The 12,344-nt window shown below is 60.7% G+C and carries 11 protein-coding genes; 1 reads left to right on the top strand and 10 read right to left on the bottom strand.

Annotated features, from left to right (window positions below; translation table 11 throughout):
* Positions 1 to 156: 156 nt before the first annotated feature.
* The 6 genes from AC0Z5Z_RS22535 to AC0Z5Z_RS22510 all read right to left on the bottom strand — a co-directional run bounded on the left by AC0Z5Z_RS22535 (position 157) and on the right by AC0Z5Z_RS22510 (position 8,498).
* The gene (locus AC0Z5Z_RS22535) at positions 157 to 1,473 is read right to left on the bottom strand and encodes an OprD family porin (protein WP_485611674.1); all 1,317 of its coding nucleotides are present in this window, start codon (positions 1,471 to 1,473) and stop codon (positions 157 to 159) included.
* A gap of 194 nt (positions 1,474 to 1,667) precedes the next feature.
* A complete protein-coding gene (locus tag AC0Z5Z_RS22530; protein ID WP_016773285.1) occupies positions 1,668 to 1,889 on the bottom strand; it encodes a hypothetical protein in 222 nt (73 codons plus the stop codon).
* 299 nt (positions 1,890 to 2,188) lie between these two features.
* A complete protein-coding gene (locus tag AC0Z5Z_RS22525) occupies positions 2,189 to 3,553 on the bottom strand; it encodes a heavy metal sensor histidine kinase (RefSeq protein ID WP_485611673.1) in 1,365 nt (454 codons plus the stop codon).
* The gene (locus AC0Z5Z_RS22520; RefSeq protein ID WP_016773287.1) at positions 3,543 to 4,220 is read right to left on the bottom strand and encodes a heavy metal response regulator transcription factor; all 678 of its coding nucleotides are present in this window, start codon (positions 4,218 to 4,220) and stop codon (positions 3,543 to 3,545) included. Before AC0Z5Z_RS22520 ends, AC0Z5Z_RS22525 begins: the two co-directional genes overlap by 11 nt.
* A gap of 7 nt (positions 4,221 to 4,227) precedes the next feature.
* Positions 4,228 to 7,341: a multidrug efflux RND transporter permease subunit gene (locus AC0Z5Z_RS22515; protein WP_485611672.1), complete on the bottom strand. Its 3,114-nt coding sequence runs from the start codon at positions 7,339 to 7,341 to the stop codon at positions 4,228 to 4,230.
* A complete protein-coding gene (locus AC0Z5Z_RS22510) occupies positions 7,338 to 8,498 on the bottom strand; it encodes an efflux RND transporter periplasmic adaptor subunit (protein WP_423665221.1) in 1,161 nt (386 codons plus the stop codon). Before AC0Z5Z_RS22510 ends, AC0Z5Z_RS22515 begins: the two co-directional genes overlap by 4 nt.
* A 407-nt stretch (positions 8,499 to 8,905) precedes the next feature.
* On the opposite strand from AC0Z5Z_RS22510, the gene AC0Z5Z_RS22505 reads away from it, so the two are divergent.
* Entirely contained in the window at positions 8,906 to 9,145 is a 240-nt protein-coding gene (locus AC0Z5Z_RS22505) for a hypothetical protein (protein ID WP_016773292.1), read from the top strand.
* A 135-nt stretch (positions 9,146 to 9,280) separates the two neighbouring features.
* Here the strand turns inward: AC0Z5Z_RS22505 and AC0Z5Z_RS22500 are convergent, their stop codons facing one another.
* From AC0Z5Z_RS22500 to AC0Z5Z_RS22485, 4 genes are all read right to left on the bottom strand, one after another.
* The gene (locus AC0Z5Z_RS22500; RefSeq protein ID WP_485611671.1) at positions 9,281 to 10,030 is read right to left on the bottom strand and encodes a YkgJ family cysteine cluster protein; all 750 of its coding nucleotides are present in this window, start codon (positions 10,028 to 10,030) and stop codon (positions 9,281 to 9,283) included.
* Between the two features lie 83 nt (positions 10,031 to 10,113).
* Positions 10,114 to 10,440 carry a hypothetical protein gene (locus AC0Z5Z_RS22495; RefSeq protein WP_252884808.1) on the bottom strand — a complete coding sequence of 109 codons (327 nt, stop codon included), beginning with the start codon at positions 10,438 to 10,440 and terminating at the stop codon, positions 10,114 to 10,116.
* A 144-nt stretch (positions 10,441 to 10,584) separates the two neighbouring features.
* Entirely contained in the window at positions 10,585 to 11,067 is a 483-nt protein-coding gene (locus tag AC0Z5Z_RS22490) for a GNAT family N-acetyltransferase (protein WP_485611670.1), read from the bottom strand.
* Between the two features lie 3 nt (positions 11,068 to 11,070).
* Complete coding sequence (locus tag AC0Z5Z_RS22485; RefSeq protein ID WP_016773296.1) at positions 11,071 to 11,973, bottom strand: chemotaxis protein CheV; 903 nt, start codon at positions 11,971 to 11,973, stop codon at positions 11,071 to 11,073.
* Positions 11,974 to 12,344: the final 371 nt, after the last annotated feature.

Raw genomic sequence — 12,344 nt, 5'->3', positions numbered from 1 at the left:
AGCTTAGTAGGGCTGACGCCGGACAAACTTGTGGGAGCGAGCCTGCTCGCGAAAGCGGTGTGCCATTCAACATCAATGTTGATGGATCAACCGCGTTCGCGAGCAGGCTCGCTCCCACAGGGTAGATCACAGGATCTGAAAAACGCAGCGCCGATCTTAGAAGACGTTGACCGGGTAGTCGATGATCACGCGGTATTCATCTGTATCCGAATCAATCGCGCCGTAGCCGTTGCCGCCACGGTTGGTCGCCCATTGCAGGCGCACCGCCAGGTTCTTGGCCTGGCCGCTTTGCACGACGTACTGCAAATCGATGTCGCGTTCCCAATGCTTGGCGTTATGGCCGTCGGCGCTGTACCAGCTGGAATAGCCTGCGCTGTTCGGGTCGGCTTTGCTCAGATCCACCGTGCCGCGTGAATAGGACAGCGCCGAGGTCAATCCGGGCATGCCGAGGCCAGTGAAGTCGTAAGCGTACTTGAGCTTCCAGGAGCGTTCGTTCGGGCCGTTGAAGTCCGAATACTGCTGCGAGTTGTCGAGGTAAACGCTGTCGCCCTGGCTGATGTAGTCGAACGGCGTGTTGCCGTTGACCCGCTGATAGGCGGCAGTGACGCTGTGGCTGCCGATGCCGACGGTGAGATGCGCGCTCCAGGTGTTGTTGTCGATATCGCCGAGCAGCGCATCACCGGTGTCTTGCGTGTGATAGAAGTGCACGCCCGGGTTGAGGCTTATCACATCGTTCAAGTGCCAGGTGTAGTCGAGGTCGTAGTAGTACTGGTTCCAGATGTCCTTGAGCTCGGACGCGTAAAGGCTGCTCGTCAGGCCTTCAACGCCGCTCCAGGCCACTCCGGCCCAGTTCAAGTGTTGGCTGTCATCGCCATCGGCGAGCGTGCCGTAGGACGTGCCGATTCGGGTATGACCGCTCTGGTTATACGGCTTGGTGAAACTGGCCTGGCCACCTTCGATCAGCCAGCCGTCGAAGCTGCGGTTACTCAGGCTGATGCCACGAAAGGTCTGCGGCAGCATCCGCGTGTCGCCGCCGGCAATCACCGGGTTGGTGAGGAACAGGTCACCGGCCTTCAGTTCGGTATCGAATGCTCGCAGCTTCAGGGTCCCGCCGGCGGTTGAAAACGAGCCCGGCGCTTTGCCGTTGCCGTCGCTGATCGGCAGGATGCTCGAACCGTCGGTACCGCCTCCGCCATCGAGTTTCAAGCCGAGCATGGCATGAGCATCGACGCCGAAGCCGACCGTGCCTTCGGTATAACCCGATTCGAAAACCCCGAGAAAACCTTGCCCCCATTCAATGTTGTCGTCCGCTTTCTGCAAGCGGTTGCGATTCATGTAGTAGTTGCGGGCATTGAGGCTGAGGCTTGAGCCTTCGACGAAACCTTGTTCAGCGAGCTCGTCGGCGTGGACAGCGGGGGCAATCGTTGCGGCAATTGCAATGAACAGCGGGGTGAGGCAGGCAGGGTAAAACACGTGCGGTGGAGCTCCTTGGGTCAGCGGGCCGCTCTGGTTCATGAGCGGCTTGATGTTTCTTGTTTTTTCAGACGCGCCAGACGGCTTTCAGACCACAACGAAAAAAGGCCGCTGAATGGCAGCGGCCTGGAGTGACGACGGTTGAACGGGAAGAGCCAAACAACCGCGTCGAGGGAAACCTTTCGCGGTGCGACTCAGCTGTCTTTCTCGAGCGCTTGAGCCTGGGAAGTAGCGGCTTGCGGGGATTGCGTCGCGTCTTGAGCCTTGGCCATCACTTCGGCCTGATGCTGATCGAATGCCTGTGCGCGCGCGACGTTGTGCGCCACGAACGCTTGCGATTCTTCAGCCATCGCCATCGGCGACAGGATCAATGAGGACAAAACGAATGCGCTGGCAATACCCATACTGTTGGACATCTTGAAAACCTTCTCGCTTGGCGAGTGCTGTTTGGTGCGGGCAAAGATAAGGTTGCCGAGGGTTGGGAAACAGCGCGATTTTCATAAATGACTGTTACAGCAAAAGCAAAGATCGGCACGGGTAACAACCCGGTCTGTGCGTGATGGTGGCCTGTGGCGAGGGGATTTATCCCCGTTGGGCTGCGAAGCGGCCCCAAGAATTCCAGCCTCAAAGATTCTTAGAGCTTGTGCACAGGATTTGCGACTGCTGCGCAGCCGAGCGGGGATAAATCCCCTCGCCACAGGGCTTGGCTGAGCATTCAGACCGGGAGATGGATGCCAAAGGTGTTCATGCCCCGATCACTGCGCACAAACACATCCCCGCCATGCATCAGCGCAATCGCCTTGACGATCGCCAGCCCCAGGCCGTGGTTATTGCCGCTGTTGCTACGCGAGGCATCGACCCGATAAAACCGTTCGAACAACCTCGGCAGATGCTCGCTGGCAATCGGCGTCCCGGGATTGGCCACGCCAATGCTCACCTGGTGTTCTTCAACCTCGATGCGCACCTCGATCACCTGGCCCGGATCGGTATGCTGCACCGCGTTGCTGAGCAAGTTGATCAACGCCCGGCGCAGATGCGCGACCTCGATTTGCACTTGCGCATCGCCGCAGACCTGCACTTCAACCTGCGCGTCTTCAAGGATGAAATCCAGATAGTCCAGTGTCGTCGCCACCTCATCAGCCAGTGACGTCGAGGTCAGTTTGGTCGCCTTGTTGCCTTGATCGGCGCTGGCCAGAAACAGCATGTCATTGATGATCGAGCGCAGTCGCTCAAGCTCTTCGAGATTGGATTGCAGCACTTCGAAATAGTGTTCGGCGGAGCGCCCGCGAGTCAGTGCGACCTGGGTCTGGCCGATCAGGTTGGTCAGCGGCGAACGCAGTTCATGGGCGACGTCGGCGTTGAACGATTCCAGCCGCGAATAGGCCAGTTCAACCCGTTCCAGAGTTGAGTTGAACGATTCGACAAACTGCTCCAGTTCCGGCGGCAGCGGCGACAGGCGCAAGCGTCCGGCGCGCAGTGGTGGGGCCAGACGCTGGGCTTCCTGCGACAGCTTGATCAACGGCTTCAGACCGATTCTTGCGACCCAATAGCCCAATGCCGAGGCCAGCAGCACCCCGACAATCGCCAGACTGATCAGGGCGATGAGCAAGTGATGCTGGGTCTGATGCAATGTCTCGGTGTCGATGCCGATCATGAAGCGCAGCGGCGGGCGCTGGTCCTTGGCCGGGAACTGACTGACCAGCACTTTCAGCGGGTAGGGCTGATCGGGCAGTTGCAGATCGTGCATGCCCAACGGGCCGTTGATGGCCGCGCGAATCTGCGGCGTAAGGTTGCCGTACTCGTAGCGCGGATCACCGCTGCTGATCCAGAAACTGATGCGCTTGTCTTCCTCGCCGAGCAGTTTGAGCTTGTTGTTGATCTTCACCCAATGCTCCGGCGTGCCATAACGCCCGACGGTGGATTCGAGCACGCTGTACCGCGCATCCAGCTCGGCTTCGGGCAACAATCCCAAGCCCTTGTCGACCTGTTGATACAGCGCGCCGCCAATCAACAGAAACACCACCAGCGCCACCAGCGTGAACATGCCGCTGAGGCGCAAGGCAATCGAGTTACTGGACACCACGGCTCTCCAGCACATAACCCATGCCGCGAATGGTGTGCAGCAGTTTTTCGTTGAACGGCCCATCGAGCTTGGCGCGCAGGCGTTTGATCGCGACTTCGACGACGTTGGCGTCACTGTCGAAATTGATGTCCCAGACCATTTCCGCGATGGCGGTTTTCGAGAGAATTTCGCCTTGGCGCCGGGCGAGCACACTGAGCAGGGAAAATTCTTTCGCCGTCAGGTCCAGGCGCGTGCCGGCGCGGGTGGCCTTGCGGCTGATCAAATCGATCCACAGGTCGGCGATGGTCACTTGCACCGGTTCGTGGCCGCCGCTGCGCCGGGTCAGCGCTTGCAGGCGGGCGACCAGTTCGAGAAAGGAAAACGGTTTGCCGAGGTAATCGTCGGCGCCGTCGCGCAGGCCCTTGATGCGATCTTCGACGCGCTCGCGGGCGGTGAGCATGATCACCGGGGTTTGCTTGCGCGCACGTAATGCGCGCAGTACGCCGAAGCCATCGAGCCCCGGCAGCATGACGTCGAGGACGATCACGGCGTAATCGCATTCCAGCGCCAGATGCAGGCCTTCGACGCCGTCGCGGGCAAGGTCCACGGTGTAGCCCTGTTCGGTCAGGCCACGGTGCAGATAGTCCGCGGTTTTTTCTTCGTCTTCGATAATCAGAACGCGCATGACCGCCTCAGTCTGTGGTCGCCAGTGCCGTTGCGGGCGTTGGAGCTGGTGGGTGTGAGTGCCGGTGAAACAGCCGCTCGAGCCATAAGTATATGACCGGAGTGGTAAACAACGTCAGCATCTGGCTGACCAGCAAACCGCCGACCACCGCGATCCCCAACGGTTGGCGCAGTTCGGCGCCGGTGCCGTAACCGAGCATCAGCGGCAGCGCGCCAAGCAGGGCGGCGAGGGTGGTCATGATGATCGGCCGGAACCGCGTGATGCACGCTTCGAAAATCGCCTCCTGCGGCGACAGACCTCGGTGGCGCTGCGCTTCGAGCGCGAAGTCGATCATCAGGATGCCGTTCTTCTTGACGATACCGATCAGCAACACCAGGCCGATCAACGCCATGATCGAAAAGTCCTGGCCGCAGATCCATAGCATGATCACTGCGCCCAAACCCGCCGCCGGCAATGTCGAAATGATCGTCAGCGGGTGCACGAAGCTTTCATAAAGCACACCGAGAATGATGTACACCGCCACCAGCGCCGCGAGAATCAGCCACGGCTGGCTGGCCAGCGAACTCTGGAACGCCTGCGCCGCACCCTGGAAATTGCCGCTGATCGCCGTCGGCATGCCGATCTCGGCCTTGGCCTGATTGAGCAGAATCACCGCATCACCCAACGCTACGCCGGGCGCGAGGTTGAACGACAGGTTGGCGGCCGGGAACATGCCGTCATGGGCGATCGACAGCGGGCCAATGGTTGGCGCATCGAATTTGGCCAGCGCTGACAGCGGCACCATCTCGCCACTCAGCGGTGAGCGCAGGTAGAAATAGTTGAGGCTTTCGGCCTTGCCGCGTTGTTTGGTGTCCAGCTCCAGAATCACGTTGTACTGGTTGACCTGAGTCTGGAATTCATTGATCTGCCGTTGCCCGAAGGCATCGTACAGCGCCTCGTCGACATCGCTGGCGGTCAGGCCGAAACGGGCGGCGGCGCTGCGGTCGATGCTGATGTGGGTGATGCTGCCGCCCAGTTGCAGGTCGTTGGAGATGTCGCGGAACGCCGGGTTGCTGCGCAGTTTTTCCGTGAGGCGTTGCGTCCATGTCGCGAGGGTCGCGCCGTCGTTGCTCTTCAGCACGTACTGATATTGCGCGCGGCTCGGGCCGGAGCTGAGGTTGATGTCCTGGCCAGCGCGCAGATAGAGAACGATGCCGGGGACTTTCATCAGTTGCGGGCGGATACGGTCGATGAACTGGCTGGCGCTGACGTCACGGTCGCCGCGTTTTTTCAGGGCGATCCAGAAGCGGCCGTTGGCGATGGTCTGGTTACTGCCGGACACGCCGACCGAGTGGGAAAACGCTTGCACCGCCGGATCGGCGGCGACGATTTCGGCCATCGCCAGATGTTTTTTCACCATGTCGCCGTAGGAAATATCCGCAGCCGCTTCAGTGGTGCCGAGGACGAAACCGGTGTCCTGCAACGGGAAGAAGCCTTTCGGGATAAAGATGTAACCGCCGATGGCCAGCGCCAGCGATAAACCGAACACGCCAATCATCAATTTCTGATGGGCGAGGGCGCGGCGCAGACCTTTCTCGTACCAGCCGAGCAGACGTTCGCTGAAGCCCGGTTTGGCGTGGGCGTGGTGCACCGGTTTGCGCATGAACAGCGCCGCCAACGTTGGAGCCAGAGTCAGCGAGACCACCACGGAAATCATGATGGTCGAGGTCGCGGTCAGGGCGAATTCCTTGAACAGTCGCCCGACCACACCGCCCATGAACAGCAGCGGAATAAACGCTGCCACCAGCGAGAAACTGATCGAGACCACGGTGAAGCCGATCTCGCCGGCGCCCTTGATCGCCGCTTCGCGCATATCGTCGCCGGCCTCCAGATGGCGGTGGATGTTTTCCACCACCACGATGGCATCGTCGACCACAAATCCCACGGCCACCACGATCGCCACCAGCGTCAGGTTGTTCAGGCTGAAACCGAGGATGTACATCAGGGCGAAACTGGCGATCAACGACACGCCGAGTACTGCCGAAACAATCAGGGTTGCCGACAACTGACGCAGGAACAGCGCCATCACCGCGACCACCAGCAGGATCGCGATCAACAGGGTGATCTCGACCTCATGCAGGGAGGCACGAATGGTCTGGGTGCGGTCGATCAGGGTTTTCACCTGCACCGAGGCCGGCAGCATCGCTTCGAGGCCGGGCAGGGCGGCTTGAATGCGGTCGACGGTTTCAACGATGTTCGCGCCCGGTTGACGCGAGATCACCAAGTTCACCCCGGGTTGATCACCGGCCCAGGCTTGCACGTAGGCATCTTCCGAACCGTTGACGACTTTGGCGACATCGCGCAGGTGAACCGGGGCGCCATCCTTGTAGGAAACGATGAGTTGGCTGTAATCCTCGGGGTGGAACAACTGATCGTTGGTCGACAGTGTGGAAATGCTCGATTCGCCGTACAGCGCACCTTTGGCGAGGTTGAGGCTGGTCTGCTGGATCGCCAGACGAATGTCGGCGAGGGTCAGGCCGATCGCCGCGAGTTTGTCGGCCGAGGCTTGTACGCGAATCGCCGGACGTTGCTGACCGGTGATGTTGATTTGGCCTACGCCGTCGATCTGACTGATCTGACGCGAGAGCAGGGTTTCCACCAGGTCGCTGAGTTCGGTGCCGGGCATTTGTGACGAGCTGACACTGAGGATCAGCACCGGGCTGTCGGCCGGGTTGACCTTCTTCCAAGTCGGCAGGGTCGGCATGTCCTTGGGCAGTTTGCCGGCGGCGGTGTTGATCGCCGCTTGGACTTCCTGGGCGGCGGTGTCGATGCTTTTATCGAGGGTGAACTGCAGGGTCAGCAGGCTGGAGCCGAGCGCACTGCTGGAGGTCATCTGGGTCATGCCGGGGATGGCGCTGAATTGCACCTCCAGCGGCGTGGCCACGGACGAGGCCATGGTGTCGGGGCTGGCGCCGGGCAACTGCGCGGACACCTGAATCGTCGGAAATTCCGCTTCCGGCAGTGGGGCAATCGGTAAACGCGGGAAGGCAATTACGCCGACCAGTACCAGAGCGAACGTCAGCAAAATCGTCGCTACCGGGTGATCGATGCACCAGGTCGAGATGCCCTTGTGCGAGTTCATGGCTTGGGCTCCGCCTGCACCACTTGCGGCGGCTCGCTCATGATTTGCACGATCGCCCCGGGCTTGAGCCGCGACTGGCCGTCGGTCACCAGTACGTCACCGGCGTTGACGCCTTTGATGATGTCCTGACCGCTGCCCTGATAAACCATTTGCACCGGCACTGCCTCGACCTTGTCGTCCTTCACGCGGTAAACGAAGTGTTGTTCGAGGCCTCGCTGTACGACGGTGGGCGGAACCACCAGCGCGTCTTTATCCACAGCGGTCTGAATTTTCACCGTCACCAGCAAACCCGGCCAGAGCTTCTGGCTGGCATTGGCGAATTCGGCCTTGGCGCGGATGGTGCCGGTGTTGGCGTTGATCTGGTTGTCGATCAGGGTCAGCTGACCTTCGCCGAGCAGATTGCCGGTTTCGCCATCAGTATCGGCTCCGATGTACGCCTTGACCGGGGCGCGTTGCGGGTCGCTGATCAGGCTCTGCAGGGTCGGCAGCATCTGCTGCGGCAGGGAGAACTCGACGGCGATCGGGTCGATCTGCGTGACGGTGAACAGGCCCTGAGTGTCGGTCATGCGCAGGAAGTTGCCTTCATCGACCGTACGAATGCCGACGCGCCCGGTGACCGGGGAGCGAATCTGCGTGTAGGACAGTTGCACCTGCGCCGCATCGATCGAGGCCTGATTGCCTTGCGCGGTGGCTTTGAGCTGATTGACCAGCGCTTGCTGCTGGTCGAAGGTCTGCTTCGACACGCCGTCGTCGACGCTGAGCAGTTTGTAGCGCTTGAGATTGACCAGCGCGACCTGCAACTGCGCCTGACTCTCGCCCAACTGCGCCCGGGCCTGATCGAGGCTGGCGCGGATCGAGCGGTCGTCAATGGTGGCGAGCAGGTCGCCTGCTTTGACCAGCTGACCTTCCTTGACCAGAATCTTCGTCAGAATGCCGTCGATCTGCGGACGCACCACCACGCTGTGCAGCGAGAGCACGGAGCCGATGCCGCTGGTATAGCGCGGCACGTCTTTTGCGCTGACCGTCACCACCCGCACCGGGATGGCAGTCGGTGTAGCCAGTTTGGCCGGCGCCGGTTTCAGCGCGAACCACAGGCCGGCGGCTGCCAGCAGAATCAGGAGAGTGGCCAGCAGGATTTTGTTTTTCTGGATGGACATGCGCGGCGCCGAAGTCTGGAGTTTGGGCAGATTGACCAGTTATAAACCGCTCAGGCGGTCGGCAGGGTGACGGCTGGCTGTCAGGATTGTCAGTTTCGTTTGTATAGATGGGGAGTAGCAGTGTGCGGCGATGCTCTTGTGTTGGATTCGCCCCTCACCCCAGCCCTCTCCTCAAGGAGAGGGAGCCGATTTGTGGGCTTTTCGAACCTGAGTTCGACTCGGTATCCCATGTCGGCGAACCTCGAGTAAACACCTCGGTCTGTCCCCTCCCCAGGGCGAGGGTTAGGGTGAGGGGAAAACCGTTCAGCGCACGGTGCAAATCTTCAGATGCCGAGCCAGAGCGCACAGGTATACTGCGCGCCTTTGCGGCTCACTGATCGGGCCGACTTTTTGTTCCCGGAGCTTTTATGACTTCCCCGACCCAACCGCCGGTTGACGACGCTGTGAGCGACGTCCCGGCTGAAGTGGCTGATGCCAGCGAAACCAAGGCCGAGATCCCGGCGTTCAAGTTCCCGTTCAAGCCGGGCGAGCTTGCCTCGGCGAAAGGCTCGAATCAGCCGTGGTACAAGAATGGCGCGAAGAATGGCCACACCAAAACCCCGGGCATGGCGCCGCCGGGGACGCGTCGGTCGATGGGTAAGCGCTGACATCGGAAAGTGATGGTGCTTGTGCTGGCCTCTTCGCGAGCAGGCTCGCTCCCACAGGTTTTGTGTTTGGCGCAGATCCAATGTGGGAGCGAGCCTGCTCGCGAATGCGACAGCCGCTACAGCACAAATGTCAGATCAAGCCGCGCGCAATGAAATAAACGCATAAGTCTGCGCCGGTTCAGTCACCACCAGCCCACCCGCAGCCAGCACCTGTCCGGCCACGTCATCGCCGGACAAATGAAACAGCCATTCACTGGTTTGCGCCGCTAGCGGTTGCGCGCTCACTTGGTCGATCACTGCCGCAAAGGCATCCATGTTCGGCAAGTACGCGGTGAACCCGTCGCCCTTGAGCGCCGTGGTGCGAATTCCCAGGGTTGCGCAGATCGCATCCTTGAGTCTGATGTCATCCCGATCCGCCTGACGTGAACGCTGAATCAACTCAACCAGTTCCCGATCAACCAACTCGCCCCCCACAATCAGCTCCGGTCCCTGTTCCCAGGACTCCGGTGGGCAATCCTTGGCAGCAGGATTGAGCGGGATGTGCGGATTGATTTCCGCCGGGTAAATCCGGCACACCAGCGGGCGACGCTCGTAGATCCGGCAGCGCTTTTCGTCGTCAAGATTCCGGCAGGGGCCGACGTTGTAGGCGGCAAAGGTGATCGCCACGTGAGCATCAGTAGTGCCACTGCGGACCATCGCCGAACGGCGCTCGGCATGTTCGCGCTGTCGCGCTGGCAGCCCCAGGCCATTGCCGAGAAAAGCCTCGGCCAGCACGATCACCTGACCGCCATCCGCCGCCCACATGCGGGCTTCGGCGAGCGTCAGCGGGACATGGTGATCGGTGCAGCATTTGCCGCAACCTACGCAGGAAAACGTCGTATTCATTGAGCGATCTGTCTTCAATCAGGGTGTGAAACGGTGGCGGAAAACCACCGCACAGGGCCGGGTCGAAGCAAGTTGTGCGCCATTCACTGAGGTTTGGCGGTCGGGCGAATCGAATCCCACTCGGTGACGTACGCGGTTTTCGACTGTTTGTTGTACAGGCACAGCTCGCTGCCTTGCTGGCCTTTCATGTGTTTTTGCGGGTATTGGCCTTGCAGCAGAACGGCGGTGTAACCGACGCGGTCGTCGAATTGCGCCGGTGTGCCGACCGGTTTGGCGTTTTTCAGACCGCTGGCCTTGGTGCAGCTGGCGAGGACGGTCTTGTCATAGGCAGCCCAGGCGTCGGGGCTGGAGGCATGGGCCTGGGAGGCGAGGGCGATGAGGCTGAGCAGCGCCAGGGTGATGGCTTTCATGGTTGGGGCATCCTTGGTTATGGCCAAGGTTGGAGTCTGTCGGATAGCGGAAGTTGCCAGTGCTGCCCTTCGCGAGCAGGCTCGCTCCCACAGTTTGAAATGCAATCCACCTGTGGGAGCGAGCCTGCTCGCGAAAGCGGTAGATCAGTCGGGCACAGGCTCGCGCCGAACCACAACCATCCCGGCATTTTCATACAACCGCCGCGCCCGCAGGTTGTCCTCCAGAACCCGCAAATCGACAAACCCCTCGCGCCGCTGTTGAAAGACGCTGAAGGCATGCAGCAACAACGCGCGTCCAAGCCCCCGGCCCTGCATTCGCGGGTGCACCACCAGATTCTTGATATACGCACTGGTCCAGCACTGCGCCACGCCCACCACACCCTCGGCATCGCAGGCGACGAAACACAGCGCTGGATCGTATTCAGGGTCGCTGGCAAAGCGCCGCTGCCAATCGTCCAGTGACGGCACTCGACCGCCACCTTCCAGATGTCCGAGCTGCATCAACTGATGCACCGCCGGCGCCAGTTCCTCGCGGTAGACGGACAGCTCAATCCCGTCCGGCCGCTGAGCATCCGGCAGAGGTCCACTCAAGTCGCGGCGCAGCAGAAAGCAAAACGTCTCGGCCAAGACTCAGTGCCCGTTGGCCGCGACGTGCTTGGCGGCTTCGATCAGGCGTTGGGTCAGCTCCGGCGAGGAGAACTTGGTCAGCACCGCGTTGGCACCGGCCAGGCGAGCTTTTTCACTGTTCATCGCGCTGTCGAGCGAGGTGTGCAGCAAGACGTACAAGTGAGCGAAGTCCGGGGTTTCACGCAGGGTGCGGGTAAAGGCATAGCCGTCCATTTCCGACATTTCGATGTCAGAGACGATCAGATTGATCTGCTGCGCGGTGCCTTGCAGGTCGAGCAGGCAGTCGATGGCTTCCTTGGCACTGCGCGCGGTGTGGCATTGCAGGCCGAGGTTGCGCAGGGTGTGCACCGATTGCTGCAGGGCCACCTGGCTGTCATCGACCACCAGAATGCGCGCGTTGCCGAGCACTTCGGCGTCTTCCATGGTCAGGTCGGTCGGCGCCATTTCGATCTGCGCCGGGGCGATGCTGTGGATGACTTTTTCGATGTCCAGCACCTGTACCAGCGTACCGTCCACCGAGGTCACGCCGGTGATGTAGGCGCGCGAGCCGCCGGAGCCGAAAGGTGGTGGCTTGATGTCGGTGGTCAGGCAATGGACGATCTTGCTCACCGCCTGCACATGCAGACCCTGCTTGGAACGGCTGACATCGGTGACGATCAGGCAGCCACCGTTGGGATCTTCCAGCGGCCGTTCGCCGATCGCGCGGCTGAGGTCGATCACCGACAAAGAGGCACCGCGCAGGGAGGCGATGCCTTTGACGTGCGGGTGCGACTCCGGCAGCTTGGTCAGCGGCGGGCAGGGGATGATTTCACTGACTTTCAGCAGGTTGATCGCCATCAGCTTGCCGCTGCGCAAGGTAAACAGCAGAAGCGAAAGTGAATCTGCGCGGGCTTTGGTGGAGGACATAAGAACCTTCTGTGGGGCGAGAGTGGAAATCGCCAGAAACCTTTGATGCCGTGTTATCGGCGTTAAAGGGGTGGGCTTTAGGTTAGTTGTCGGGTAGTCGGCTTGAGTTGATCGCTGTTCTCTCTATCACTGCCCCTCACCCCAGCCCTCTCCCAGAGGTAGAGGGGGCCGACGGAGGTGTCTGGCGTTTTACACCGACCTGAACGACCGAGTCGATTATGGATTCGGAAGAAATCTTTCACGTCAGTTGAGTTCTTCAATATCCCCCAATCAGTCCCCTCTCCCAGAGGTAGAGGGGGCCGACGGAGGTGTCTGGCGTTTTACACCGACCTGAACGACCGAGTCGATTATGGATTCGGAAGAAATCTTTC

It is taken from the genome of Pseudomonas sp. 1L-E-NC-VB-C3 (assembly GCF_057291535.1).
Note: the sequence above shows the minus strand (reverse complement) of the source record. Positions and strands in the feature narration are given on the sequence as shown.